This window comes from Brevibacillus sp., assembly GCF_003521185.1.
GTDB classification, from domain to species: domain Bacteria; phylum Bacillota; class Bacilli; order Brevibacillales; family Brevibacillaceae; genus Brevibacillus; species Brevibacillus parabrevis.
Genome location: NZ_DOTK01000034.1, coordinates 1 through 26,136, shown reverse-complemented (window position 1 = coordinate 26,136; position 26,136 = coordinate 1). Strand labels below are relative to the sequence as shown.

Here is a 26,136-nt window from a genome sequence, read left to right as displayed (position 1 = left end):
CATCCTTTCATGCTACTCGACATTCTGTACTTGCTCTCTCATTTTCTCCAGCTCGGTCTTGATCTCGACAGCGAGGTGCGCGATTGGCAAGTAATTCGCCTTGGAAGCAATCGTATTCGCTTCCCGGTTCATTTCCTGGAGCAAAAAATCAAGCTTTCGCCCGATCGCTTCGCTTGCCGTCAATTGCTTTGCAAACTGGAGACAATGACTTTCCAGGCGGGTAATCTCCTCGCTGATATCGCTCTTGTCAGCGAAAAAGGCAACCTCTTGAGCCACACGCGCAAGGTCCAGTTCAAACGGAACCTGGCTGGCCCACTCCCCCAGACGCTGCTGCAGGCGGGTTCGATGTTCCTCGATCCCCATAGGAGCCAACTGTTGAAGCTCCGCTACCCACGCTTGAATCTGTGCGAGCCGACTGGATAAATCAGCGTACAGTTGCTTGCCTTCCGCCTCTTTCATGGAAAGCAAGTCGATCGCCGCAGTTCGTACCTGATCCAGCAGCCATTCGGCTACTTCGTCATGGTCGTCTGCCGTTTCTTTTGTATGTATCACGCCAGGGAAGAGCAAAAGCTCCTTGACGCCAAGCGGACTTTCCAGTGAAAAGCGCTCAGCCATCGTGCGCGACAACGAAACAAGCTGTTCGGCCATCTGCCAGTCAATATCGATAGCAGAAGCCGCCTGGCTTTTTCCGTCGATCGCGATGGTCACATCGACACGGCCTCTTCGGACGTACTGGCTCACCAGCTTGCGCACCTGATCCTCCAGCATGCTCCAAGCTTTTGGCAGTCGTACCTGTATCTCGGAATACCGATGATTGACGGCGCGAATCTCCACAGTCAAACGCACAGTTCCCCTGCTATCCTCTTGCCGTCCATAACCTGTCATGCTTCTAACCATCATTTTCACTTCCACAGACGCAAAATCGTTAATTTATTATAGGAGACAACTCTTGGCAGTGTCAACCGAAGGCGCAAGGCGACAACAAGATTCCTCCCTCTCCCGCTTTATGCTACACTGTGACTGGCAAACATTTTCTCCATTCGTTTTTCCTTCTCGGCATTTTTTAGGATAGAGGTGAGCTATAGTGGCATTTGACGGCGTAGTGACCCGTGCCTTGACACGGGAATTACATAAATGTATCGGCGGACGCATTTCCAAAATTCATCAACCGCATCATAGCGATATTGTCATGCAGGTGCGGACACCTGGGGAAACGGTCAAGCTCCTGCTCTCGGCAAACCCGACGTACCCGCGGATTCACATTACGACAGAAGAATTTACAAATCCGCTGGAAGCCCCGATGTTTTGCATGCTGCTGCGGAAACATTGCGAAGGCGGCGTAATCGAGTCCATCGAGCAGATCGGCATGGAACGGATCATCCACATCGACGTCCGCACCCGCGACGAGCTGGGAGATACGGCGACCCGCCGCATTATCATGGAAATCATGGGCAAGCACAGCAACATCATTCTCATCGATCCGGCTACCGGGACGATTCTGGACAGCGCGATGCACGTCACCTTGGCGATCAGCCAGTACAGGCAGGTCACGCCCGGCAGGACGTACGTCTCCCCGCCGAGCCAAGACAAGCGCGACCCGTTGGCTGCGACCGAGCAAGAGTTCATTTCCTCCATCGATTGGAACAGCGGACGCCTGGACAAGCAGATCGTCGACGGCTATACGGGAATCAGCCCGCTTTTGGCAAAAGAGATCGTGCACAGAGCGAAGCTGGCGAATCGGGAAACGCTGTGGGAAGCTTTTTCTGCGGTCATGGAAGCAGTCAAGGCGCACGCATACGCTCCTTCCATCGTGGAACACGCTGGCAAAGCCTACTTCCACGTAATCGAGCTGACGCACCTCGCCGCGGGCACGACAACGCCGTACCCATCCGTGCAGACATGCTTGCAGGCGTACTACGAAGGCAAAGCTCTGCGCGATACGGTCAAGCAGCGCGCCCACGACTTGATTCGCTTCGTGACTGGTGAACGCAACAAAAATGAAAAGAAAATCGAAAAGCTGGAGCAAACGTTACAGGAGGCGCACGACGCTGACCAATTCCGCCTGTTCGGCGAGCTGATTACCGCCAACATGCACCAAATGAAGCGCGGCGACACCGAGCTGGTCACGGTCAACTGGTACGACGAAGCGGGCGGAACCATCACGATTCCGCTCGATCCGCTGAAGACGCCGTCCGAAAATCTGCAAGCGTACTACAAGCGCTACAACAAGGCAAAAAACAGCCTGCAAATCGTCAGTGAGCAAATCGAGCAGGCCAAAGCGGAAATTCTTTACCTAGACGGCCTTTTGGTTCAGCTTGGGCACGCCAGCCTAAAGGAAGCCGAAGAAATTCGCGACGAGCTTGTCGAGCAAGGCTACATGCGCGATCGGAAAAAGCGCGGGCCGCGCAAGAAAAAAGATACGCGCCCTGAGCTGGAAACGTACGTGTCCACAGACGGAACGGAAATTTTGGTCGGAAAAAACAACAAGCAAAACGAATTTTTGACGAACAAACTGGCCGCTTCGCATGAGACATGGCTGCATACGAAGGACATTCCCGGTTCTCACGTCGTCATCCGCTCCCGGGAATACTCCGAGCAAACGTTGCTGGAAGCGGCAAATCTGGCCGCCTATTTCAGTCGCGCCAAAGAAGGCAGCCAAATTCCTGTCGACTACACCTTGATCAAGCACGTCAAAAAACCGAGCGGCGCCAAGCCGGGCTTTGTCATTTACGAGCAACAGCGCACCTTGTACGTCACACCGGACGAAGCCCTCGTCCGCCAGTTGAAAGCGAACGCTTCCTCCACGCATAGCGAAACCCGCTAAGCTCATACTAAGAGCAAAGAAGCATATCTTCGTGGTTTCAACTTTGGAAGGAGGATCAGGATGAACGTCATTGGCATCATCCAGACTGATCTAAACGAATTCAGCGTATTGTTTGAGCAGCAAAACGGTGGACAAGGCGGCAGCGGCGGTGGTGGCGGACAAAACGGTGGCGGCGACCAGCATTCGCAAAGCGGCGGTGGACAGGATTTTCAAGACAGCGACTCCATGTTCCTCAGCTTTCTGGACGAACAGCCCAGCTCCGGGGAAGGAAGCTCCACTAGCGGCCAGGGCGGGCAAAGCCAGGGGCAAGGTCAAGGGCAGCAAGGCGGGCCACAGGAACTGACCGTGCGCATTAAAGGCATACCCGAAGGCCAGAAAGCAAACTTCCTGCAAATGTACCAAATCCTCCAGGACGCTCAAGATTCTCAATCCCTGGAGCAAAGCTTGACGATTGTCAACAACAACGATCAGCAAGACGGACAAGATTCGTCGAGCCGCAGACAAAACCAAGGCCAGGGACACGGTTCCGGCAAACAAAACAGAACGACTCATTGATCGCCATGCTGCGAAAATCGTTTCGTCGACAACAGAAGACATAGAAAAACCACCTGGAAATCTCCAAGTGGTTTTTTCATGCTATCGGCAAATCTTTGCTTTTACATGCTTTCAAGTCCCCGCTTTGCCGTTGACCTCATGTTTCTATAACCTGCGCTCACACAGGTGGGTGACTGGTCTGCCCTTCAGCCTTCCCATGCATCCCCAAAAGGGAGGTGGGCCTGACATCCATCACAAATTTTCGTCTCCCGAAAAACACGTATAAGGTTAGAAACATTTACGGCCTTACGTACATCGCAGGATCTTGATACAACTACTTTACCACAGAATCATTCCACGCTCAACGGATTTTCTTTCCTTTCGTTTCCCATTCTTTTCCCACACCTTTTTGTAAGCTTGGACCCATCAGGCGAAAAGGAGTGAGGATTGTGTATGGATGAGAATGTGAAGCGGCTGTACGACAAAGCCGGATTTGGCAGCTACACGGGCGGAGCCGGCCTGCAAGCGGAGATCAAACAGCTCGTGACTGCTGATCCGGCTCCCCGCAGCTTCGAATCGCTCGCCTCCCTTGTCGAGTTGCTGCTTGCTCATCCCCGTACGGCCGTTTTTGTGACGGAAAAAGTATTGCGCGCCTTTTACAAGCCTGCGCCAAGTGCCGACGAAATCGAATACTTCGCCCGGATTTATCGCCATTTTCGCAGCATTTATGCAAGCGTGATCGACGGCTATCTGGGCGGCGCTCATAAAAACGTCCTGGGACAAACATACGAAACTTTGCCGATTTTTCGGACAGGCTCCTAGCAAGCGAAAAAAGCTTTGGCCTTTGACAGCCAAAGCTTTTTCCTTTGGGACCGTTGCTTTTCCAGAATAAAACACCTGGCAGGTCGCCATCTTAAAAACGACACATACTTCTGGAAAAGGAAGGGATATCATGCGTTTTCCCCAAAAGCTTCTCGTCTTGTCCTTGCTGGCTGCCGCGTCCGTCGGTATGACCGCCTCCCCGCTGTTTGCGTCTGCGACTGCCCTGGAGCAACCTGCTGGCGAATCAGGCGGCAAATACGAGAACGAGTCCTTTCGCAACATATCGGTGACGAAAACGGGAGCGGGCCAATACACAGTAAAAGGCGAAGCACGCGTATTCGAGGCGACCGTCCGCTTTGTCGTGACAGATGGAGACGCCACATTGGCCGACAGTTTTGTTACCGCCAGTCAGGGTGGGCCAGCATGGGGTACGTTCAGCATCAACCTGAACCTCGACGCCTCCAAGCTGAAGGAGCCTGTCCTCGTCCTGTTTGAAGAAAGCGCCGAATCAGGGCAGCGCATTCACGAATTGAAAATCCCGTTGCCAAAATAAAGCTTACGTCCGCTTCCTTTTGGCACGAACGAGCGACTGGAACTCGGGATGGGCAATCAAGGACGGCTGCTGCTGTTTTTCCCAGGCAAGCGCGTACTCCAGGCCGTTAAACTGGCACCGTCCCAGCCCTTCCTTCGTAACTGCGTAAGCCTGGCTTGGCAAGCGGCGCACCATGGACACCAGTGCTTCCACTTCCTGCTCGATCCGCGCAGGCTCCACAGCTCGATAAATCAGACCGATTTGTTCGGCTGTTTGCCCGGAAATTTTTTCGCCAAGCAACGCAAGACGTTTCGCCCAAGCTGTTCCGACGAGCCGTGGCAACAAATAGGTGCCGCCGAAGTCCGTCGTCAGTCCGATCTGTACAAACGGTTCTTGCAAGACCGCATCTGTCGCCGCGATGACAAAATCCGCGTGCAGCGCCAAGTTCAGCCCCGCTCCGACTGCTACCCCTTCCACGACCGCAATGACTGGCTTGGGCATCTGATTCAACCGGGTGATGAAATCGTTGATCACCGAAAGCGCGTCATCTGCCTCGCTTTTCTCGCTCAGCGATGTCAATACGGTCAAATCGGCTCCCGAGCAAAAATGACCGCCCGCTCCCCGCAGAATGAGCACTTCCACCTCCGAATCATCCGCCGCCTCCGCAATCGCCTGTTGCAGCAAGGAAAACATCTCCACTGTCAGCGCATTCAGCACATGCGGGCGATTGAGCGTAATCGTGCAGACTCCCGCTTCTTTTTTCACCAAAAGGCTTTCTGCCTGTCCTGTGTGTTCCATTCTTCTCACTTCTCCTTTCTATTGGGACGCTTCCGGAATAACGCCTTGACGCTGTAGCTTGCGCAATCCTTCCTCTGTCCGCAAATTGAGCGAAATGCTCTTGTGGTTGTGGTGCGAACGCAAGGAAAACGCTCCGCTTGCTTTCTCCCCTATTTTCGCGATGAATGGTCATTCACCCTGCCTTTTTTGCGAGAAAATTACGAAAAAACCGCCCCTCAACGGAACGGTTCCCTCGTTTTGCTCTTCATTTCACAAAGCGCAGCGTCAGCGGATAGCGGTACGATTTGCCCTCGTTTGCCCGGACGGCGGCGATGACAACGAAGACGATCCAGAAAATGAACAAGGCGGTCAATAAGATCGCGCCGATAAAGACAATCAGCAACAAGCCGGAAATCGCGGCATAAATCGTAATCGAGATGCCAAAATTGAGCGCTTCCTTCCCATGCTCTTGAAAAAACTCGCCCTCTTCCCGCTTGACCAGCCAAATAACCAGCGGCCCCAGCACATTGCCAAAAGGGATCAAAAAGCCTGCCAGAGCAGACAGATGCACAATCATGGCCCACATTCGCTCGTCTTTTCCGCTCAAATGATTCATCGTTTTCTCCCCCATTCCATTCCCGTTACTGTAAGTGTACGATATCTTCGCTTGAAACTTGCGAAAAAACGAAAAAAGCGCCCAAAAGGCGCTTCCCTCGCTATTAATATTTGCCACCGTGACTGTGTCCACCCCAAGAGGACCCAAAATCGCCGCCATGTCCACAGCTTTCACCGTGGTGGTGATGGTGACCGCAGCCACCGCGACCTGTTTTACATTCCATTTTGTAGTAAGGCTTGTAGTAGCAATGTTTTTTGTAGTATTTCTTCTTGCAGCACTTCTTGTAGTAGCACTTGCAATGAGACTTTCTGCATCCGCAACCCATGAACCTCACCCCCTCCTGATCGTTACATCTACAAGGTATGTAGGTGAAGGTGCATTGGCATGGTACACTTGTCTATTGTTGAGCCAAAATCAGCGGGTGTCCTGCCTGGCACAACAAAGCCGACAGAGCATCTGCCGGCGGGGTTTTGTCTATGTGTATGAAGAAAAAAGCTCTGGCAGGCGGCCAGTGAATAAGTGCGGGGATGAATCGATCATTGCGTGACAATTTTTCGCAGCTCGTTGATTCCGTGATGATCGGGAATTTCCTGGTATTCCTTCACTTTTGGCAAAGTCAGCAAATGCGGCCTGACCATATAGCCAGGCTTCGAAATATACACGACATCGCAGTTTGTAATCAGCTCGAACACATCGGGATGATTCGCTTCGATCGTGCGAATGTCCAGATGGGTAATGCCCGCATTGTACAAATCATTGATCATTCCTGCCGCCCCGCGAATGGTAGCACAGACCAGCCCCACTTTTGTATGCCGGGGGTACGCTTCCATGGCGGGAATTACCGTTGTCGGGTCGGGTATAAAGTCGAGACTGACGACTGGCGGGGCTTCGCGCGGCAGCCGATGCTTCGCGCGCAAATTCACGGAAGGATGCGTCACAATCGCTTTGTATTGTTGCAAAAAGCTCGGGTCCTGCTCGACTCGCTGGGAAAAATCCTCGAAGGTTCGCCCTTCCAGCATGACACTCGGAAGATGGTATTGCACCAGACGCAAATATTCGGCAAGCTCCAGCTCGGTGAAGCGCAGAAACAAAACGGGAAACTGGTTGATTTCCTGCATCACACAAGAGAGGACGCGGGTAAACTCATCCATCGAGTACCCCATCGCCTTTACTTTGTGCAATGTCTCTTTGGCCAGCAAGGCGAGATGCGCCGGATTGCGGGTCAATAGTGGATCGTTGACGATGTTGCTGACGATGGTCCCTCGCCCCTGTCGCGAGTCCACCATACCTTCCTGCTGCAAGCGGAGATAAACGCTGCGGACCGTGTTGTAATTGACCTTCAGCTGCGCAGCAAGCTCCCTTACTGTCGGCAACTGTTCATTCGGCGGAAGTTCTCCGCTGCGAATCGAGGAGGCAATTTGTTGGTAGATCTGTTCGTGGTACGAAACATTCGAATCCTTTTGCAGGGTCAGGCGTAGCATGAATTCACCTCTTCATCCATCATTGAAAACATCGTATATGAATTGCGAATCGAACGTCAATAGAAGCCGTCGGCATGATCCGTTCCTTCGCGGCAATACTAAGGCTGATCACACATCACGAGAAAGAAGGTGCCCTGATGGGAGAACAAAGCCGTTTTCGTGAAGGCGACAAATCGCCGAAAAATGGCGTGTACATGGAAATCGGGGAGACTGGCGCCAGCGTGCAAGACCCGATGATCATCGAGCTGGACAGAGGGCAAAAGTTTCCCGCTACACGCAACAAAAACCGGGTATGGACCCAAAAGTAGGCGCTAGTCCCACGCTCACGATCAAAAAACCAACCTTGCTGAAACAGCCAGGTTGGTTCCTTTTTAGTTCTCGTCGTCTTCGTCCGCTTCGTCCTCATCTTCTTCATCGCCACTCAAATAGATGATGGTGACCCCGAGGCTTTCCAGAAGACTGATCACTTCTTTGTTCAGCTCCTGATCCATCAACAGTCCCAGGCTTTCCACCAATTCCAGCTCTTCCAGATCGCCTTGCTCGGCATCCTCAATCAATTCGATAATTTCCGTCATCCGCTTTTTTTCCAGGACGGCCATGAGTTCATCTCTTGTCATAAAATGTTTCACACCTCGATTTCTCTTCTCTATGCATTATAATAGTACATAACGAAACGGTTGAAAACAAAACGCTCTTGATCGTTTGACTGACCGCAAGCGGCGCACCCGCTTTCGCGAAAAAACATCGAGACGTTTTTCCCAAAAAAGAGCGAGGTGAAGTCCATCATGTATCCTGAGCCGTATCTGGACTACCTGGTTCAGTTTCATGTCGAACGCGACTACTTCGAGTGTCACGAGATTCTCGAAGAATATTGGAAGAGTGCTCCACCAGAAAAGCGCCAGCCTGTGTGGGTCGGCCTGATCCAAATTGCCGTGGGCCTGTATCATCACAGACGCGGCAACCTGAATGGCGCTAGCAAGATGCTTACAAGCGCCCACGCGTTGGTCAAAGAACACCATGAAGAGATCGAGCGCCTTGGCTTGGACAGCATGGCCCTGCAGCGATTGCTGGCAGAGCGCCTGGATGAGATTCAAAAAGGCATGCCATACCGCAGCCTTACCTTGCCGATGCAGGCCGCAGACCTGATATCCGCGTACAAAGCGGCTTGTGCCCGGCAAAATCAGCCTGAGCACCGCGACAGCGACATGAGCGATCCGTTTTTGCTGAACAAGCATACGTTGCGCGACCGCAGCGACGTGCTCGCAGAACGAGAGCGGCAACTGCAACTGCGCCAAGGAAAGCAGATCAATCCGGCGGACTAATACGCTTCTTCTGTTACAAAAGCGGCTGGAATCGCATCGCTGTACAAAAATGCTCCGCTCCCTTTGAAAAATCGGATGCCGGTTGCCCTCGCCTCTGCCGCCTGCACGGTCAGCACAGAGAGCGTGTCTTCCGGCATCCCGATCTCTTCGATCGCGAGCGCAAGCTGCACAAAGTCACTAGCGATGGGCAAAAGTCCGCCCGTGAGCACTTGCCGAACAAGCTTTTCGTGCGTGCCGTAGTACAGACGCGCTGGTGGCTCCACCTCTGTGAGTCGGCCTGCTGCCTGGACTGGGCTTGAAGCAAAGCCGTAGGTGGCGCGAAGCAAAACGCCGCCATCCCAGTCAATTTGCCGCTGCGGGTCATTGTCCACGACTTGCCACAGATCGGAGCGGCGAATATTTTCCCACCCTTTGATCGAGCGCAAATAAGCGAGCAATGGTCCTGTTGGCGTGAATCCATATGTATCGAAGTAAAGCTGGACGTGCTCATTCTTTTGCCGCAGGATGCCCAGCAGATGCTTGCGCAGCTGGACTTCTTCGTGTGGCGCCAGCATGGCTTTCTCTCCTTTCCCCTATCTTCCCGCTAGTAAATCCACAAAACAACCGCCAAAGCCAGCCCCAAATCTGCGAGCAAATGACTGAACCAGGTAGGATATATCGATGGGAACAGCCCTTTCAGCCAGCCCCAAATAACCCCGGCCGCGTATACTGCGCTAGTCAGCAGCAAGCCTCGCCACAAGCCAAACAAGGCTGTCGTGACAATCAGATGATAGAGCGTATAAAAAAAGCTGGTCAAAAGCACGGAGACGGCACGGGAAAGCGAACGAAGCATCCGTTGCAGGACAAAGCCTCGCCAAAACAATTCTTCCAGCAACGAGTTCACGAACACGAGGTATAGGGCAAACCAGCCGATCCATTTGCGGCTCAACCCCCACGATTCCAAACCCGCCCGCACAGCAGCAGGCAAGCCCTCCGCTTGCAAAAGCAACCACAATCCAGCCTGAATCCCCGTAAAAAACAGCACGCCCAGCGCAATTCCAAACAGCGCTCCCCGCTTTTCGAACCGGCCCCACGCCAACTGCCAATTTTCCTGCAAACTTTTCTCCCACCAGCCGTGCAGCAGGGGGATTCCCACGCATACGACCAGATGGAAGGCAACAAACGTAACAAACAAGCTGTGCCGCTCTACCAGTCCGTAAAAGATGGCAAGCGTGGCAGCAAATCCATACCCGATCAACAGAAGCAGCGTACGTTTTCGCGCCATGCCGATTAGCTCCTTTTTTGCGTAATCGCCGCTCATTGTTCCAGTAATTTGCCCGTTATTGCTAGGAAGCATACATACAGCGTCAATAAATATACAAATATTTGGGCAGATGCTATACTGGGTTTTACCGTTTTGAAAAACTCGATCGGTTCATTTTTTTGTCAAAAACCAAAAAGATATGGAGTGGCTCTCATGTTGTGGCGCAACCGAACCTTTCTTTTGCTGATGACAGGGGAGATTGTCGCAGGTGCAGGCATGTGGATTTCCATCATTGCCAATCTGGCGTTCATGCAGAGCCTGATCCCTTCCGAAACCGTGAAGGGTCTGATTTTGATGAGCGGTCTGATCGCAAGCATCCTGTTGGCTCCGAAAGCGGGCGTCGTCATCGATATGTACGACAAGGGAAAAGTGATGCTCTTTGCCAGCATGGCCCGGACTTTAAGCCCTGTGTTCATGTTTCCCGCTCTCGCGTACGATTCCATTCTCTGGATGATCGTCTCCCTGATCGTCATGCAAGTGTCTGCGGCGTTTTACTTCCCGACCGTGCAAGCCTCCTTGCCTGCCATCTTGAGCAAAGATGAGCTTTTGAAAGCGAACAGTGCGTACTTGAACATTTCCACCCTGTCGCGCATTGGCGGAACGGCTCTCGGGGGTGTGCTCGTGGTCTCCATGGAATTGCCCATGCTGTACATTTGCTCGATCATTGCCTACGCGATTTTGGCTGTCGTCACCTTGTTTTTGCGGATTCCGCCCGTTACCTCGCGGAATATGAAGGAAAAAGTGGAGTTCCGCGAAGTGCTGATGATTGCCCGCAAAGACCCTGCCTTGTTTGTCGGATTGATCAACAACGGTTTGATTACGTTGTTTTTGGGCGGACTCAATCTGATGATCCTCAACCTAAGCGAGATGCAAAACGAGCCGCAGCTCATGGGCTGGATTTACGCGGTCGAGGGCACGAGCATTTTGATCGGCGGACTGCTCGCCAAACGGTGGATCGGCGGCAAAAATCTGGTCGCTGCCTCTACGCTCATGCTGTTTTTCTTCGCGCTTTCCCAATTCGGAATGTCCATGGCAGACAACAAAGCGATGGTGCTGTCTTCCTTTTCCGTGTTTGGCTTGGTCGTCGCCTTCTTTTTTCCGGTCATTGCGACGATCTTTCAGAAGCGCTTGCCAGCCCACCAGCAAGGACGGTTTTTTTCCTTCAAAAGCATGCTCGACCGCGGCTGTTTTCTGCTCGCGCTGGGGATTACCGGGGTCGGTCTCGACCTGCTCGGCATCACCGGCTACCTGCTGTTTATCGGCTCGCTGACGCTCTTGTCCGGCCTCTTGACGCTCCTCTACAGCAAAAAACACAAGCTCGATGTCCGGGCCAGCGACGAAGCGGCGGCTTAGCAAAAATGCCGCTTCGCTGTCTGCGGCTTCCCCATACGTCTCAATTTGGTGTAAACTAGACAAGACAACATTGAAAAATTGTTGAAAGTCTATGGAGGCGTTTTTTCCATGCAGATACTCACTTCTTCATCCTTTGGCATTTTGGTGCCGCTGGTGATGGCAACCGCGGTCATCTTTTTGCGCATGCGCCGGCAAAAAAAGCCTGTGTCTGCAAAAAGCATTATCCTGCCGCCGTTCTTCATGGCTACTGGCTTTGCCATGTTTTTCTTTCCGGAAGCGGCGCTGCCACCGATGTACGATCTGGCGGCGTTTGTAACCGGATTGATTTTCTCCATTCCCTTGATTATGACTTCGCGCTTTGAGATCATCGGTCAAGACGTTTACCTCAAACGTTCCCGTGCGTTCTTCTTTATTTTGGCAGGACTCCTGATCATCCGGCTGATTATCAAGCTGGTGATCAACGACAGCTTCACCCCGATCCAGACAGGCGGCTTGTTCTTCCTGCTGGCGTTCGGCATGCTGGTTCCGTGGCGCATTGCCATGCTGTACATGTACCGCCAATTGACGAAAAAGACGTTCGGAACGCATTGATCGCCGGCGATGTTGATGTCGCAGAAAAGAAAGAGCAACCTGATTCCTTTTTTCGCAAAGGGAACGGGTTGCTCTTTTTTCTATGATTCAGTTATTCAGTCAAGTGCGTTTGGAAAAACTCAACGATGTGGCTAATCAGTTGCAAAAAGCTCTAAGGCCCGCCGTGAATGAGCAAACACACTCACTTTTTTCTCAAAACAAAAAAGCCGTCCCTGTTCGGACAGCTTTTTGCCTGCTGATTGATTTCGCCCGCTCTTTTCACTACGACCTACACTTGCCCGTTTGCCCTAAAACTCCACGTAAAACGGATGCTTTTCCTCCTGCAAACATAAAGAGATGCGCTGTCTGAAATTGCTCCAGGTCACCTTTTGCAAAGCTTCCTCGATCGGAAAGAAGCCCGACTCCAGACACTCAGGCGTTGTGATTAGTTTTCCGCCGATCGGTCTGGCGAGAAACAGGGCGTTGCAGATCGACTTGCTGACATTTTGAAACACGCCGCAAAATTTCGTCACTTCAATGTCCAAGCCGCATTCTTCCTTCGTTTCCCTGATCGCTGCTTCGCGGATGGACTCCCCTTGCTCCACCTTTCCGCCGGGCATTTCCCAGCCCCGTCTCGGCCCTTTGATCAGCAGCACTTCGTTGCGATCATTGACGATAATCGCCGCAGCGGACAAAGAATGCTTGGGTGATGTCACAAGCTCGCCTCCTTTGCGCCATTTTCTTGCTTTGCCCCTCGTTACTTTCTAGCAAATTCAAATCAGGTACGTCCCGCCACAAATGGAGTGCGATTCGTGAAGCGCTTTTGCCGCGCCTACTCTTGCAAAAAAAGGACGCTCTCCGCGCGATTGCAGCATCCGCTTGGCCGATCCATCCTGCTGCGGTTCACACAGCACGATATTTCCGCCAGGTAAAGCAAGCGTCAGGCAACGAGCGCCCATTTGCTCATCGTCGAACACTGCTTGGCTCGGCAAGCCGAACCACCGCGTCCAATCCGCTGCTGCCGCTTCCAGATCGGAAACAGCATAACCAACCGCTTGCAGCTCCGTCGCGCCATTTGGATGCGGAGCGATGATGCCGCGCTGTGTCAAATCGGCTTTGCGCTCCTCGTCTGTCTCGCTCCATTCAATCAGAAACGGCATTTGTCTCGCACTGTGCGGGTCTTCGGCAAACAGCATGCGCCACTGCAAAATCTTCCCGTCGTCTCGCGTGCGGCTGCCCGCTACCGGCCCTGTCACTTTGAGACCAAGTGACTGAAATCGCTCTACCCACGCGTCCATTTGCCGAGTGCGCAGGGCAATTTGCCCAAGTCCCTCACCGCGATTCGCCTCCCAGACCAGTTGCCGGATGAGCGGATTGTCGGATTGCTTGGCGACAGCTGCCTCCTCCACCGCCAAAAACTCCACATAAGATAGTCCCAAGTAGCTGAGACTGTTCCATGTTCCCCAATGGGTATGACGTCCGCCCGCGACAGCGTGAAAGCCTGCTTCCTGAAAAAGCCGGGCAGCCTCTCCAGGGGGACGGTGCACGAAATGAACCAGATGATCGAAGGAAAGCTGCATCTTTTTTCGCCCCTTTTCGTATTAGCTCTATAATAACAAATTCACCCATTTTTCGTTACCGTTGAAAGGAGCATAATGAATCAGACGCAGCAAAGCCTAAAGCACATCCGGCGAAAACAACGACAAAAGAAGTGGCAAAGGATGGCGAAGCAAACGCTCTTGTTCAGTCTGCTCGTCATCCTTTGCTCAGGGATTTACTTCGCTTTCGACAAGCTGGGAAGCCATTCCGCCTCCCCTGAACACGATTCCGCACCACCTCCGGCTGTTGCCCACGAGCCGACTGTCCGGCTGACCTTCGTCGGAGATGTGATGATGTCCGGAAATGTGGAAAAAACGTTGCTCGAAAAAGGCTACGACTACCCGTTCACGCACGTCCGTTCCCTGTTTTTGCAGGATGACTTTACCATAGCCAATCTGGAGACGCCACTTACCACAAAAGGCACGCCTGCCGACAACAAACAATACGTTTACAAGTCCTCTCCTTTGGCTGCGCCTGCGATGAAAGCAGCAGGGATCGATGCGGTCAACCTGGCAAACAACCATTCGATGGATCAGGGCGTGGCCGGATTGCTCGACACGTTTGACGCGCTTGCCAAAAACGGGATCGCTTACCTCGGCGGCGGCAAAGACTCTGTGGAAGCCTTCACTCCCGTCGTGGTGGAGCGAAACGGCATCAAGCTCGCCTTGCTCGGATTCAGCCGGGTCATTCCCGAAGTCAGCTGGTTCGCCACGGAGAAACAGCCTGGACTGGCTGGCTCCTATGATTCCGCCAAAGCCGTCCAAGCGATTCAACAAGCAAAGGCACACGCTGATCTCGTCGTCGTGATCGCCCATTGGGGCAAGGAACGGGAAGACTTTCCCGTCGATCACCAAAAAGAATTGGCCAAAGCTTACATTGACGCAGGAGCAGACTTGATCGTCGGTGGTCATCCTCACGTCCTGCAAGGCTTTGAACGCTACAACGGCAAGTGGATTGCCTACAGTTTGGGCAATTTCATTTTCACCCGCTCGACGGAGCCAAAAACGTGGCAGACGATGGTACTGCAAGCAAGCTGCACAAAAGACGCTTCCTGTGAACTGACGATGCTCCCGTTCCATGCCGAGCTGGGACGAGCGGTACCGATGAATGACACGGATGGGGCAGCGCTTCTGCAACGAATCGAATCACTGTCGGAAAACGTTCAGATTGAAGCCGATGGTCACGTACAGGCACGCTCATGATAAATGAGGCGTGCCCGTTGCCTTTTTTGGCGAAACTTTTCCATATTGCTTTCGTAGACCATAGTAGAACCACTTTTTCCAGCGAAAAGGAGGCGGCACATATGACCGGATTGATTATCACCGTATCGGCGATCGGCCTTATTATACTCTGCAGTTATTTCATGACCAAATGGGAAAAAGTCGTCTTCCCCGGCAATCAGAAAAACGGGCCTTCAGATACCGATCAACAGCTCTCGGATAAAAAAAGCAAGTAGAAAGGATCAGCGCTGATCTAGACAGACTGCGAGCTATGCCGATTCGATCAGCGGGAAGCAGCGCACGGAAAGTCCGAAGTCACTTTTCAGCACTTGCTCATGCTCTGCGCGAATACCTGTAACGATCAAGCCCGCGCGCAGCACACCGCCCAAGTCGAATTGCACCTTCAATTTCGTCACGTTCACGCCAGCCTCCCGCAAGAAATGCAGCACGCGATCAGGTGTGGCGGCGATACACGAGCCTTCCAAATAACACAGCACCCGTTCGTCTTGCCCTTGCTCCAACTGAGCCGCGGCATTTTTTTCTGTCCAAACAGGATGCGGCGTAAATGGCTGGGTCAACAAGTAAGCCAAATCTTCAACGACAGCGCTTGCGGTCGGCAGTTCGCCTGCACCCCGGCCCGTAAACAACAGGTCGCCCACGATGTTCCCGGAGAGCTGCACCGCATTGAACGCATCCTGGATTTGCGCCAACGGATGGGCAATGGGCAGCACAGTCGGCTGAACCGATAGGCGGATGCCTTGCTCGGCTTTTTGTGCCTGGGCAATCAGCTTGATCCGGTAACCCAGCTCGCTTGCGATCCGGATGTGTCCGGCAGACAAATCGGCGATTCCTTTACGCACGACATCCGCAAGCGGCAACGACTCCCCGTACACAAGCTGCGCGAGAATGTACAATTTGTACATGGCATCGAAACCTTCCACATCCGAACGCGGATCAGCTTCCGCATAGCCCAGCTCCTGCGCCTGCTTCAGCACTTCCTGATAAGAGAGCTGTTCCGCCTCCATTTTCGTCAAGATGAAGTTCGTCGTCCCGTTGAGAATACCGCGAACTCCTTGGATGTCATTTGTGCGCAAAAACTGCCGCAGCACACTCAAAATCGGAATCCCGCCAGCTACGCTCGCTTCATAAGCCAGATGCACCTGATGCTGGTTAGCCAGATCGACAAGCTCAGGGCCGCGTTTGGCGAGCAGCTCTTTGTTCGCCGTTACCACATGGCAGCCTTTTTCAATCAGGGCACGCACGTAATCATACGTAGGCTCGACACCGCCCATTACCTCCACGACAATGTCCACATCGCTTTTTAGCACATCCTCAAAATCGGTAGTCAAAAGCGCAGGATCAACCTGAACCGCCCGTTCTTTTTCCGAATCGCGAACCAATGCTTTGACAATCTCGATCCGTTTGCCCAACCGCTGCGCCAGCTTCTCCTGTTGCGAGCGAATCGTTTTGATGACGCCGCCCCCTACTGTTCCCAATCCCAGCAATCCTACTTTGATTACACCTGCGCTCATTATTACCACCTCATGTCATGTTTTGGAAAAATAAGAAAAACCTTCTTGCTAAGAAGAAGGTTTGGCATCAAGGTCCTTCTCCTTATCTCCCAGAACGATTTTCGTCCTGCAGGAATTGGCACCTTGTCACAAACTGCGTAACGGTTGCCGGGCTTCATCGGGCCAGTCCCTCCACCTCTCTAGATAAAGAAAACTATGAATTTTTGTTCTTTGCTAGATGTCAGTTCTCTCTTGTCTTTGAAATTGGGCAAATGTTTGCCTCGTTCCCACTTTTTCATACATCAAAAAACCTTCTCCGCTAAGAAGAAGGTTCGTCTTGACTGCTACGAGGCACCCGCTTCTTATCTATCGAGACGAAACGTCCCGCAGGAATTGGCACCTTGTCGCAAAAGCAACGGTTGCCGGGCTTCATCGGGCCAGACCCTCCACCTCTCTGGATAAGAACTATGATTTGCTATTGAGCCTATTCTAAGAAATTCCAATGCATTCGTCAACACAATTCTTTTTGTTTGCTGACAAGACTCGCAAGCAGGAAGACAGAACGGCAACCCCCTCAGCAAAGCAGCCGTTTCCACGCGCAAACACACTTTCCACTTCTGCCATGTTGCAGCAAGCGCACGTAACGATTCCTGCTTCGCTTTCCTCTGGCACTTCTTTTTCTTCAACATAGCCGCACCATGGACATATGAAAAGCTGAACCACGCCACTCCCTCCTTTTTCACGGCGACAATCTGGCAACGATATCCTTAAAAAGGCTCCGGTTCGCAAGCTTGCGATCCCTCACATTCGTACAAGATCTAGTCAAGTTGAATTTAATCGCGAGTCATCGTAGCCTCTTTGACAGGTAGATCAACCGCGAGACGCCCTGGTCCATTCGACGAACCGCTGCAAGCGAGAGGCAGCTTCAGCTCAGCTCTTTCGATTTTAGCCGCTTCTATCGCGAAGCTACTCCAGCGCCTCGATTAATCGCATCAATTTCGAGACAAGTTGCCCCCTTCGACAGACCACACCAATCCCCCAAACAAAAAAAGCATTTTCCGACGACCGATACGATCGTTAGAAAATGCGCAAGCAAAGAGAAACGTATTCGTCCCCCTGCTGTCATGGCGAGTCCTCTAACACCTCCCTATCTCCCGTAGGTCCATCAGTGTCGTCGAAACAGGCAGGTCTCCTGACTTTGGGATCATCGTCTGGCGCTGCCTTCCCCATCCAAGTCTGGACAAGTGGCCTGTATGCGCAAAACTCCCCTCTTACAGTGGCGGGACCGTGTCGGATTTGCACCGAGCTTCCCTATTATCCTTGCGGCGATATACCTCAAGGAACCTGTTCCCACATATGAAATTGGAAAAATCACTACTGTTATTGTACCCTACCATTGCCGAGATAGGGAGGGCGAGTTGCGAGCGGCAGCGAAAAGATAGCGAGGAACACGCAGCGACAGCTGGAAAGCGAAAAACGAGTAACGAAAAGCGACACACAGAAAGCGAAACAGCGGGCTTCTCCCGGCTTACAGCGAATACCGTTCCCGCAAAATTCTACAGTGGTGTGCCTCGTGTCCGGCGATAATATAGGCCAATGTGCGTGCCGACAGCTTATTGCCATTTGCTGTGCCCGTTCTCGTCCACGCCTCGGCAGCGATCCCCCGCAGTTGGGCCAGCGTCGACTGTCGCACAGCGTTGTATTCTGCGAGCAAATCCGCCAGACTGCGCTCCTGATAGAAGCCTTCTGCTACATACGTATTTTCATCGAACCCCGCCAGCTCAGTCTGATCCCCTCTGGCGATTCTCAGCAAGCGATAGCTCATGATTCGCTCGGTATCGATGATATGGCCCAGCACTTCTTTTACCGTCCATTTGCCCGGAGCGTAGCGATGATCGATTTGTTCCCCTGTCAATCCGGCGAACATCTCCCCTGTCTGTGCTGCCTGTTGTTCGAGAATCGTCAGCAGATCACCTTCTGGCACTTGACTGACGTAGGTAGCAAAATAATCTTGGTACTCCTCCCGGTTTGGGCGAATCAGCATGCTCATGTCCTCCTCGGCTTCTCTCTATTTATCCTTCTTGCCAGCCTTCAAACAGCAGCACCCGCGCAGGAGCTGCATCTGTTCCTACAAGCTTCAGCGGAGCAGCCACCATAAAGTAGAGGCCCGGTGGCACATCGCGCAGACGCAGCCCTTCGATCACGACGATACCTGCGGCAAACAGCGTTTTATGCGTCGGATGCCCCTCTTGGCTCCGTTCAATCCCCAAAGCATCCGTGCCAATTCCCCGTACGCCTTTTTCAGCCAAATAAGCAGCGCCATCGTGCGCCAAATAAACAAATTCAAACGAAAAGGCGTCGTCTTGCGAATTTTTCGTTTGAAACAGGAGAAACTCTCCCGGGGCGATATCAAACTTTTCCAGCTCAGCCCGGCCAATCTGGTCCTCAACGTGCGTCAAGTCAAGCACACGGCAGTTCCCGACCAGTTTTTCCAGCGAGATGCTCTCAAATGTCTCTCCATCGTTCACCATGTGCAGCGGCGCATCTACGTGGGTGCCAGAGTGCACATCCATATCGATTCTGGACTCGGTTACGTACCCATTCGTAACCGTCTGTATTTTCGGTTGCTTTTCCGGCTTGTTCTTGTACACCGTCATGCCTTCAAAGATTGGTGCCGTCACATCGAACATTCTCATCGCGTTTTCGCCCCCCTTGTCTTCCTGCTTTTTTATGATTTAGCTGTTCCCTTCCTTCAACGCGGCAAATCAGCAGGGTACACAACACCGATTTGTCTTCGCGCTTCGTCCATGACCTCCATGGTCCAGCGGGAAGCTGTATGTGAATTTGTCTCTGACTCTCTCAAGCCTGCCTCAGCCAAGCGAATGAACTCTCTGATCTCATAATGCATCGTTTTGGGCGTCTGGGGCCTGGTCACATCCTCGACCCTCCCGTCGCGGTAGCGAATCTCGATACGCGTGAGATGGTTGATTTTATCGATCACCATCGTCGCGTCCTCCCCCTGAATCTCCGCAGGCTGGTACGAAGTCGTGATCTTGGAAAAGCTGATGACGGCATCCATATTTTCGTACTTCAACAGCATGCTGCCCTCGCCATCTACCCCTGATTGCAGTAGAACGCCTTCCGCCTTGACCTGTTCTGGCTTGCCAAACAGCACAATCGCAGGATAGAGACAGTAAATCCCGATGTCCAGCAACGCTCCGTTGGAATAGGCGGGATCAAAAGCTCGCATAACCTGGCCCTGTCGGTAGGCATCGTAGCGGGAGGAATACTGGCAGTTGCTTGCGATATATCGGCGAATGGTGCCGAGCTTGGGCAAATGATCCCGGACTGTAGAAAAATTGGGCACGAGGGTCGATTTGACGGCTTCCATGAGCAGCACATCATTTCTTTTCGCTGCCGCAAGCATGGCTTCGACTTCTGCCGCGTTAGAAGCAAACGGCTTTTCGCACAACACATGCAGCCCCATGTCCATGCACAGGATCGCCTGTTCCGCATGAAAGCAATTGGGGCTTGCGATGTAGATAGCATCGATGGTTCCGCTCGATGCCATCTCTTTTATATCCGTGTATACAAAAGGGGCTTGGTATTTTTCAGCAAATTCCTGGGCGCGTTCGCTCGTCCGCGAATAGACCGCCTGAAGAGAAAAGCCTTCGACGGTCAAACCTGCCTGGATGAACTCATCTGTAATCCAGTTGGTGCCGATTACGCCAAAACGCATGAATCGCTTCCCCCTTCTTTTTCACTTGACTCACCCCTGGCTTGAGCCAGTCTCAACCCGAAATGAGCAAGACACTCGCATAAGCCGAGGTGTACAGTCAGCCATTACCGATGCACCGGCTCCGGCTCCCTCTCTTCTACTTCATCCAACCACCAGGAAAATCCTTCCGCTTGCAGCAATTGTTTCGCTGCATCCGGCCCGTATGTTCCCGCTTCATACGAGACAAGCGGTACGAGATTGCGCTCAAAAGCCGTCAAGATTGGCTCTACCCATTTCCACGACAGGCGCACTTCATTCCAATGGGCAAAATAGGTCGAGTCTCCACGCAGCGCATCGAACAAGAGGCGTTCATAAGCCTCTGGGACGTCCTTCTGCCCGGAACTGAAATCAACGGTCACAGGCTCAATCTTTCCGCTATTGGCCGGATTCTTACTATTCAGCTGCAAAGCGATTCCTTCCTGTGGATTCACATGAATGATCAACAAATTCGGCGCTGTCTTTTCCTGTTGCTCCCGATACAGCTGCTCCAGCGGGTTTTTGAACTCAATGACGATTCGCGTCGACTTTTCCTTCATCCGTTTCCCTGTGCGAATGTAAAAGGGCACTCCGCTCCAAAACGGGTCGTCAATCCAGACTCTGGCTGCGATATACGTCTCCGTCATCGAGGTCGGCGATACTCCCGGCTCTTCCCGGTAGCCTGCCACCGGAACTTCCCCCATGCTTCCTGCGCGATACTGCCCCCGCACGATGTTTTTCGCCACTTCTTCAAGCGCCAGCGGCCGCACTGCTTCCATTACTTTACGTTTCTGCGCGCGAATGTCTTGCGCCGTAATCCGCTTGGGGATGTGCATGGCAACCATCATCAGCATTTGCAGCATATGATTTTGCAACATGTCACGCAGCGCCCCAGCCTGTTCGTAAAAACCAGCCCGCTCTTCTACCCCGACCGTTTCGCTCGCTGTGATCTGTACGTTTGCAATGTGACGATTGTTCCAGAGAGCGGCGAAAACGGGATTGGCAAACTCCAACGCCTCCAAATTTTGCACCATCGCTTTGCCCAAATAATGGTCGATCCGGTAAATTTCTTCTTCGGAAAACGCTTTGGCCAGCTTCTCATTCAAGTCTTCCGCCGATTGCAGATCGCGTCCGAACGGCTTTTCGATGATCAGGCGCTTCCAGCCGGCAACAGAGCCGAGTCCGCTCGTCTGGATATTGGCAGCAATCACCTCGAAATACTCAGGGGCAACCGACAAATAAAACATCCGATTTTGCGGAAGCTTGCATTCGTCCTCGCGCTGCTTGACCCGTTCCAGCAGTGGCGTGTAAGCTTCTGCTTTCGTCACATCGACAGCCGCATAAGAAAAGGCTGCCAAAAATCGTTCAAGCTGTGCCTGATCAATCGCATCTCGCCGGGAAAACTCCCGGATCGACTGCTCCACGCTGCGAACAAACTCCTGACCAGACCAAGCTCGCCTGCCCACACCGACAATAGAAAAGCTGCCGGGAAGTTTGTCATCTACGTATAAATTAAACAAGGCCGGATAAATTTTGCGTTTTGCCAAGTCTCCTGTCGCGCCAAAAAGAACAAAGCTCATCGGTTCCATGTGTGTTTCCATCCTTCCGTACACTCACGATGCGGAATGCTTCGTTGGTTTACACCGTTATTATTAGAGAAATTCGCTTTATTATCAAGACAACTCTGCTTGACGAGTGCACCTCGACTTTTTCATGAAAGTGGATACAACCGCTTGCGGTCAACACTTTTCGCAACCCGCAGAGAGGAAAAACCGAGGCGTAGCTGTTTGCTGGAAAGACAAGTCCCATCCCCGAAAAAGAATTGCGCTTCGATATTCACTGTCGCGCATGGGACGTGAGGAATGCTTCATATACATGTACTATTCACCTTGCTTTTTCAATCGTTTGGTGAACAATCAAAACGAAAAAGGAGGTTTCTCATGGTGCTTTCCTTGCGTCCCCGCGAGCCGATCGATGATGCCCTGGCGGGAGTCCGCCGTTCATCGTCCATTTCGTTATTTTTGCAAAAATGGCTGTTTCGAATGCGAAGATAGCAGATTTGTCACCAGGGAGGAGGACTCTATGCGAGTCGCAATCTTAGGAGTAGGTGGAGTCGGACAAGTAAGCGCGTGCGAGTTGATCAAATCCCGTTTTGTCACCAAGCTTGTCCTGGCCGATATAGCCATCGGCCCGGCAGAAGAACTGGCCCAGGAGCTGCGCCGGGAGACGAATGTGGAAATCCAGGTAAAATGTGTGGATGCCCGCGACGTGTCCAGCGTCCAATCCATTTTGGGCGACATCGACCTTTTGCTGCACATCGGCTTGCCAGAAAACAACCTGGCGGTGATGCAGGCTTGCCTTCACACACGAACTCATTATATTGATACGGCTTCTTGCGGCCCGCAATGGCTGCAGCAGCAACTGTCCTGGAACGACCGTTTTCGGAAAGCAGGTATTTTGGGAATCATGGGGCTCGGGTGCGACCCCGGTTTTTCGAACATCGCCGCACGATACGCTGTAGATTCGCTCGATGAAGTAGACGCCATTCTCATCCGGGATGGAGATAATTCGGTAGTGGATTACGACGGCTTCTGCTCCTATTTCAGCCCGCAGACAGCCATACAGGAATGTCTGGCAAAGCCCAACTTCTGGACTGCGGCAAAAGGCGAACAGTATTTCCCGACACCTTTTGCCAACAAAGAAGAATTTGAATTTCCGGAGCCGATCGGCTGGCTGGACTGCTACAACGTGGAGCATGAAGAAGCCACTACGCTCGGCGAGACGATTGGACGGGCAAAAGGCTGCAAATACGTCGACTTCAAATACGCCCTGCACCCCGATTTCGTCAACACCTTGAAAGTGTTGCGCTATCTTGGGCTGGACAGCGATGAAGAGATTGAAGTAAAAGGAGTGCGCGTTGCCCCGCGCGACGTGGTCGTAACGACGATGCCCAAACCAGTAGACCTGGCAGGCAAAATCCACGGCTACTCCAGCGTCGGCGCGCTCGTCAAGGGCAGAAAAGATAACAAGCGAAAAGAAGTTTACGTCTACACGATCGCCAATCATGACGAGGTTTTCCAAAAAACCGAATTTCAGGCAACGATTTGGCAAACCGGCATCCCGCCTGTCGTTGCCGTTGACATGATGGCAGAGGGACTGCTTTCGATGACAGGCTGCATACCTCCAGAGCTGATCGATCCGATCCCGTTTCTCGCCAGACTGAAAGCGCGCGGCATGAATTGGGACGTCATTGAGAAAACTTCCCCCCTCTTGCAAATCACGTAGAGCGTAAGTTGAAATAAAGTTAGGAAAAAAACCGTTCATGCCGCTTTAAGGTATGAGCGGTTTTTCATCGCTACAGCCTATCGGCGCAGAACAGCCCGCACAGGACTTCCATCAGCACCAGCCAAGGCGAGCGGCAGTGCGATCAATTCATAGTCGCCAGGCTCGATGGCATCTAGCCATAACCCTTCCAAAATATAAATGCCATGCTGGTGCAGCCCGTGGTGGGCAGGCAGCTCCTTGCTCTCTAGCGGATCGACGGAAGGCACGTCCAGGCCAAGCAGCCTGATTCCTTTTTCTGCCAGAAACGGCGGCAAATCAGGACGAAGGTAGCAAATCTCAGCAGGAAACGTCTCGGGTTCGGACCACGACATGGTTTTGAGCAACAATCGGGTTACCCCTGACAAGTCGATTCCCGCCAGATCATCCGCTCCGATGCTTGCACGCCCCGACACATCGACTACTCTGGCTGCGCCTACGTACAGATCAAGCGGCAATTCCAGCGTCGTTTTCCCGTGATCATCAAAATGAAACGGCGCGTCCACATGCGTTCCCGTGTGAATGCTCATCACGAGCTTCCCGACATTGACGGAGCCGCTTTCTGATTTGGGCCAGTTCACGGTGTACTGAAAAGCTGTGTCCCCCGGCCACGTCGGCGTAGCTTTTGTGAGTGGTCGAGATATATCATACAGCTTCATGTCGATTCCTCCCATTCCTTGCTGAATCAGCTCGATTACCCTCAGATTATAGAAAGACAGTCGTTGCGTCAATATTCTTTCTATTTCAAGAAAAACGGCAGGACCCCCTCACGTTTTTCAAGTGAGTCCGGTCCTGCCAGTCAAATGCGCCGATGCATGTCCAAATATTGTGCGACAGCCGCATAATGTCCGTCTCGGTTGATTTCTTGCAAATGTTCTTTGACCGTCCGCAGCCACTCGATCGTCGTCGGCCGAGTGGCTGCGATCGATTCGCGCAAATCGCTCATCTGAATGGGCCTTTCCACCCCTTTGGTCAAAAAATCGTGCAAGACTTGCTCGGTAGCAAGCTCAACTACGTACTCAATATCCGCTCCTGAATAAAATTCCGTCCAGCCTGCCAGTTGCGCGTAATCAATCGGCTCGGCGGGCCTGCCTCTCAGCTTCAACCGGAAAATTTCTGCCCGCGCAGCCCGATCCGGCGGACTGACAAACAGCATTTGCGCAAAGCCGATTTCCCGCAACCATGCGATGTCCAGCTCCCAGGGAACGGTAGTCGCTCCCATAAGGAACAGCCCTCGCTCAGCCTGCTGCCACTCGCCCAGTTTCGCAAGCCATGCAAATTCCGTATCCACCTGCTTCTGATAGGCGATCTGTTGCCCTTGTCGCCCGTCCAGCTCGTCCCAAAAGACAAGCAGCGGCTTATTTTGATAGCTGTCTGCCTCCGCAACAGCAGAAAAGGAAGACTCAGCGAGATAGGACATAACGTCGCTTCCTGCCGATTGCGCTATCGGAAAAAACGGAACGCGGCACTCCTCTGCCGTCGCTTTAGCGAGCAATGATTTGCCACAACCGGATGGGCCGTAAAGCAAAATCCCTCCCCGCTCTCCCCTTTCATGTACCACGCCTTGCTGTGTCAGGGCAGCGAATGTGTTTACGATCACTTCTTTTTCAGCTTGCAACCCGCCAACCGAATGATAGCCGGTCGTAAAGTCGGGCAACGCGCAACCATGCTCAACTGCTTTTCCTTTGCCCCCCTCTATCACCTGGATTCGTCGCGAGGGCCTCCAGCCAAAAAGAGAAGCCTCCCAAGAAGCGCTTCCTTTTTTGCTTTTGGAAAACGGCATTTCCCTTTGCAGCTTGTTCAATTCCACTGCAACTTTATCTTTTATTTCCCCATCTCCGAGTGAGAGAGCTTGCGTAAAAGCTTGCAATGCTTCCGTGCGATCCCCCAGTTCCGCATGCTCCATTCCCAAAAGAAACCATGCATGGGCATTTCCCCGATCATTGCTCAGCATGCTTTTTATGATCTCTATTTTCGCCATGTGATTCATCCTCTGCCATCAATATCCTGTGTCGTTATGTATGTCAGCTTTTGTTTTGCATGACTTCCATGCTAGGGAAAAAGTCTTCCACCCCATCCGAAAAAGGAGCGCGGACGTCTTTATTATAATGCAAACGTCCTGCAAGCAGAATATGGAAAGTCGGGATTGCGAACATTGGCGGACGAAGGACAAAATGACGTTGCAAACCGTTGCTTCGCCTGTCTAAACGAAAACGCTTCGTCTCTTTGGGAGAAACGAAGCGTTTTTGCCAGGTAACGGTTTTTTAGTCTTTGCCGTTTCCTTCGTTGTCCTCGGCATTTTGACCATTGTCTTTGCCAGATCCATTGCCATTGCCGGAACCGTTGCCTGTACCGCCGCCGTTGCCAGTTCCACCGCCGTTGCCGTTTCCTTTGCCGCCGCCTTCTCCAGTTCCGCCGCCGTTGCCGTTTCCTTTGCCGCCGCCTTCTCCGGTTCCGCCGCCGTTACCAGTTCCTTTGCCGCCTTCTTCACCAGCTCCGCCGCCTTGGCCTGTTCCACCACCGATGCCTTTGCCGCCACCTTGGCCTGTTCCGCCGCCTTGGCCTGCTCCACCGCCTTGGCCTGCTCCGCCACCTTG

Annotated in this window: 28 protein-coding genes, 1 other RNA gene and 3 riboswitches; of the genes, 11 read left to right on the top strand and 18 right to left on the bottom strand. The window is 52.6% G+C overall.

The features are described 5' to 3' along the window. Positions 1–12: 12 nt before the first annotated feature. Entirely contained in the window at positions 13–897 is an 885-nt protein-coding gene (locus tag DEP07_RS08240) for a YicC/YloC family endoribonuclease (protein ID WP_173599680.1), read from the bottom strand. Positions 898–1,084: 187 nt separating this feature from the next. Here DEP07_RS08240 and DEP07_RS08235 point away from each other — a divergent pair, with 187 nt between their 5' ends. Next, positions 1,085–2,824: an Rqc2 family fibronectin-binding protein gene (locus DEP07_RS08235; RefSeq protein WP_173598036.1), complete on the top strand. Its 1,740-nt coding sequence runs from the start codon at positions 1,085–1,087 to the stop codon at positions 2,822–2,824. A 60-nt stretch (positions 2,825–2,884) separates the two neighbouring features. Then, positions 2,885–3,379, top strand: coding sequence for a hypothetical protein (locus DEP07_RS08230; RefSeq protein WP_173598035.1), 495 nt, complete (start codon positions 2,885–2,887; stop codon positions 3,377–3,379). A 112-nt stretch (positions 3,380–3,491) separates the two neighbouring features. Here DEP07_RS08230 and ssrS read toward each other — a convergent pair. Next, positions 3,492–3,685, bottom strand: a non-coding RNA gene (ssrS, locus tag DEP07_RS08225) — 6S RNA. 126 nt (positions 3,686–3,811) lie between these two features. Here ssrS and DEP07_RS08220 point away from each other — a divergent pair. Continuing rightward, complete coding sequence (locus DEP07_RS08220; protein ID WP_122965072.1) at positions 3,812–4,180, top strand: hypothetical protein; 369 nt, start codon at positions 3,812–3,814, stop codon at positions 4,178–4,180. Between the two features lie 130 nt (positions 4,181–4,310). Then, positions 4,311–4,733 (top strand): Gmad2 immunoglobulin-like domain-containing protein, encoded by a 423-nt coding sequence (locus DEP07_RS08215; protein WP_122965071.1) that lies wholly within the window; start codon positions 4,311–4,313, stop codon positions 4,731–4,733. 3 nt (positions 4,734–4,736) lie between these two features. Here the strand turns inward: DEP07_RS08215 and DEP07_RS08210 are convergent, their stop codons facing one another. The 3 genes from DEP07_RS08210 to DEP07_RS08200 form a co-directional block, all read right to left on the bottom strand. Further along, on the bottom strand, positions 4,737–5,510 hold the full coding sequence (locus DEP07_RS08210) for an enoyl-CoA hydratase/isomerase family protein (protein ID WP_122965070.1): 774 nt from the start codon (positions 5,508–5,510) through the stop codon (positions 4,737–4,739). Between the two features lie 244 nt (positions 5,511–5,754). Continuing rightward, positions 5,755–6,105: a DUF4870 domain-containing protein gene (locus tag DEP07_RS08205; RefSeq protein ID WP_122965474.1), complete on the bottom strand. Its 351-nt coding sequence runs from the start codon at positions 6,103–6,105 to the stop codon at positions 5,755–5,757. Positions 6,106–6,641: 536 nt separating this feature from the next. Beyond that, complete coding sequence (locus DEP07_RS08200) at positions 6,642–7,586, bottom strand: GntR family transcriptional regulator (protein WP_122965069.1); 945 nt, start codon at positions 7,584–7,586, stop codon at positions 6,642–6,644. Between the two features lie 137 nt (positions 7,587–7,723). Between DEP07_RS08200 and DEP07_RS08195 the strand changes: the two genes are divergently transcribed. Beyond that, the gene (locus DEP07_RS08195) at positions 7,724–7,894 is read left to right on the top strand and encodes a YjzC family protein (RefSeq protein WP_083955748.1); all 171 of its coding nucleotides are present in this window, start codon (positions 7,724–7,726) and stop codon (positions 7,892–7,894) included. 63 nt (positions 7,895–7,957) lie between these two features. Here DEP07_RS08195 and DEP07_RS08190 read toward each other — a convergent pair whose 3' ends face one another. Beyond that, entirely contained in the window at positions 7,958–8,203 is a 246-nt protein-coding gene (locus tag DEP07_RS08190) for a hypothetical protein (RefSeq protein ID WP_122965473.1), read from the bottom strand. A 168-nt stretch (positions 8,204–8,371) separates the two neighbouring features. Here DEP07_RS08190 and DEP07_RS08185 point away from each other — a divergent pair, with 168 nt between their 5' ends. Beyond that, the gene (locus tag DEP07_RS08185) at positions 8,372–8,908 is read left to right on the top strand and encodes a DUF309 domain-containing protein (protein ID WP_287102359.1); all 537 of its coding nucleotides are present in this window, start codon (positions 8,372–8,374) and stop codon (positions 8,906–8,908) included. Here DEP07_RS08185 and DEP07_RS08180 read toward each other — a convergent pair. Both DEP07_RS08180 and DEP07_RS08175 read right to left on the bottom strand, forming a co-directional pair. Continuing rightward, the gene (locus tag DEP07_RS08180) at positions 8,905–9,462 is read right to left on the bottom strand and encodes an RNA 2'-phosphotransferase (RefSeq protein ID WP_287102358.1); all 558 of its coding nucleotides are present in this window, start codon (positions 9,460–9,462) and stop codon (positions 8,905–8,907) included. The genes DEP07_RS08185 and DEP07_RS08180 overlap by 4 nt on opposite strands. A gap of 29 nt (positions 9,463–9,491) precedes the next feature. After that, positions 9,492–10,172: a CPBP family intramembrane glutamic endopeptidase gene (locus tag DEP07_RS08175; protein ID WP_122965066.1), complete on the bottom strand. Its 681-nt coding sequence runs from the start codon at positions 10,170–10,172 to the stop codon at positions 9,492–9,494. A 192-nt stretch (positions 10,173–10,364) separates the two neighbouring features. On the opposite strand from DEP07_RS08175, the gene DEP07_RS08170 reads away from it, so the two are divergent. Further along, the gene (locus DEP07_RS08170; protein WP_122965065.1) at positions 10,365–11,564 is read left to right on the top strand and encodes an MFS transporter; all 1,200 of its coding nucleotides are present in this window, start codon (positions 10,365–10,367) and stop codon (positions 11,562–11,564) included. A 108-nt stretch (positions 11,565–11,672) separates the two neighbouring features. Next, positions 11,673–12,155, top strand: coding sequence for a CcdC family protein (locus tag DEP07_RS08165; RefSeq protein WP_063229897.1), 483 nt, complete (start codon positions 11,673–11,675; stop codon positions 12,153–12,155). A 287-nt stretch (positions 12,156–12,442) separates the two neighbouring features. Here DEP07_RS08165 and DEP07_RS08160 read toward each other — a convergent pair whose 3' ends face one another. Beyond that, positions 12,443–12,850, bottom strand: coding sequence for an NUDIX hydrolase (locus DEP07_RS08160; protein ID WP_122965064.1), 408 nt, complete (start codon positions 12,848–12,850; stop codon positions 12,443–12,445). Between the two features lie 57 nt (positions 12,851–12,907). Then, entirely contained in the window at positions 12,908–13,714 is an 807-nt protein-coding gene (locus DEP07_RS08155; protein ID WP_122965063.1) for a VOC family protein, read from the bottom strand. A 75-nt stretch (positions 13,715–13,789) separates the two neighbouring features. On the opposite strand from DEP07_RS08155, the gene DEP07_RS08150 reads away from it, so the two are divergent. Both DEP07_RS08150 and DEP07_RS08145 read left to right on the top strand, forming a co-directional pair. Beyond that, positions 13,790–14,935 (top strand): CapA family protein, encoded by a 1,146-nt coding sequence (locus DEP07_RS08150; RefSeq protein ID WP_173599653.1) that lies wholly within the window; start codon positions 13,790–13,792, stop codon positions 14,933–14,935. 101 nt (positions 14,936–15,036) lie between these two features. Then, complete coding sequence (locus DEP07_RS08145; RefSeq protein ID WP_217021478.1) at positions 15,037–15,189, top strand: hypothetical protein; 153 nt, start codon at positions 15,037–15,039, stop codon at positions 15,187–15,189. A gap of 33 nt (positions 15,190–15,222) precedes the next feature. On the opposite strand, the gene DEP07_RS08140 is transcribed toward DEP07_RS08145, so the two are convergent. From DEP07_RS08140 to zwf, 5 genes are all read right to left on the bottom strand, one after another. After that, positions 15,223–16,485, bottom strand: a complete 1,263-nt coding sequence (locus tag DEP07_RS08140) for a homoserine dehydrogenase (RefSeq protein WP_173598028.1) — start codon at positions 16,483–16,485, stop codon at positions 15,223–15,225. Positions 16,486–16,564: 79 nt separating this feature from the next. Beyond that, a riboswitch (SAM riboswitch) is annotated at positions 16,565–16,675 on the bottom strand. 148 nt (positions 16,676–16,823) lie between these two features. Further along, positions 16,824–16,929: riboswitch (SAM riboswitch) on the bottom strand. Between the two features lie 700 nt (positions 16,930–17,629). Further along, positions 17,630–17,827: riboswitch (cobalamin riboswitch) on the bottom strand. Between the two features lie 165 nt (positions 17,828–17,992). Continuing rightward, positions 17,993–18,508, bottom strand: a complete 516-nt coding sequence (locus DEP07_RS08135) for a DinB family protein (protein ID WP_287102357.1) — start codon at positions 18,506–18,508, stop codon at positions 17,993–17,995. A gap of 28 nt (positions 18,509–18,536) precedes the next feature. Then, positions 18,537–19,160: a cyclase family protein gene (locus DEP07_RS08130; RefSeq protein WP_122965058.1), complete on the bottom strand. Its 624-nt coding sequence runs from the start codon at positions 19,158–19,160 to the stop codon at positions 18,537–18,539. A gap of 56 nt (positions 19,161–19,216) precedes the next feature. Further along, entirely contained in the window at positions 19,217–20,203 is a 987-nt protein-coding gene (locus DEP07_RS08125) for a Gfo/Idh/MocA family protein (protein WP_274874062.1), read from the bottom strand. Between the two features lie 104 nt (positions 20,204–20,307). Beyond that, complete coding sequence (gene zwf, locus DEP07_RS08120) at positions 20,308–21,807, bottom strand: glucose-6-phosphate dehydrogenase (protein WP_287102356.1); 1,500 nt, start codon at positions 21,805–21,807, stop codon at positions 20,308–20,310. A 493-nt stretch (positions 21,808–22,300) separates the two neighbouring features. Between zwf and DEP07_RS08115 the strand changes: the two genes are divergently transcribed. Continuing rightward, positions 22,301–23,503 carry a saccharopine dehydrogenase family protein gene (locus DEP07_RS08115; RefSeq protein ID WP_122965055.1) on the top strand — a complete coding sequence of 401 codons (1,203 nt, stop codon included), beginning with the start codon at positions 22,301–22,303 and terminating at the stop codon, positions 23,501–23,503. 77 nt (positions 23,504–23,580) lie between these two features. Here the strand turns inward: DEP07_RS08115 and kynB are convergent, their stop codons facing one another. The 3 genes from kynB to DEP07_RS08100 form a co-directional block, all read right to left on the bottom strand. Next, a complete protein-coding gene (kynB, locus tag DEP07_RS08110) occupies positions 23,581–24,198 on the bottom strand; it encodes an arylformamidase (RefSeq protein ID WP_173600208.1) in 618 nt (205 codons plus the stop codon). A 140-nt stretch (positions 24,199–24,338) separates the two neighbouring features. Continuing rightward, on the bottom strand, positions 24,339–25,520 hold the full coding sequence (locus tag DEP07_RS08105; protein ID WP_287102355.1) for an AAA family ATPase: 1,182 nt from the start codon (positions 25,518–25,520) through the stop codon (positions 24,339–24,341). A 283-nt stretch (positions 25,521–25,803) separates the two neighbouring features. Then, the coding region (locus DEP07_RS08100) for a hypothetical protein (protein ID WP_287102354.1) at positions 25,804–26,136 on the bottom strand (333 nt) is incomplete at its 5' end.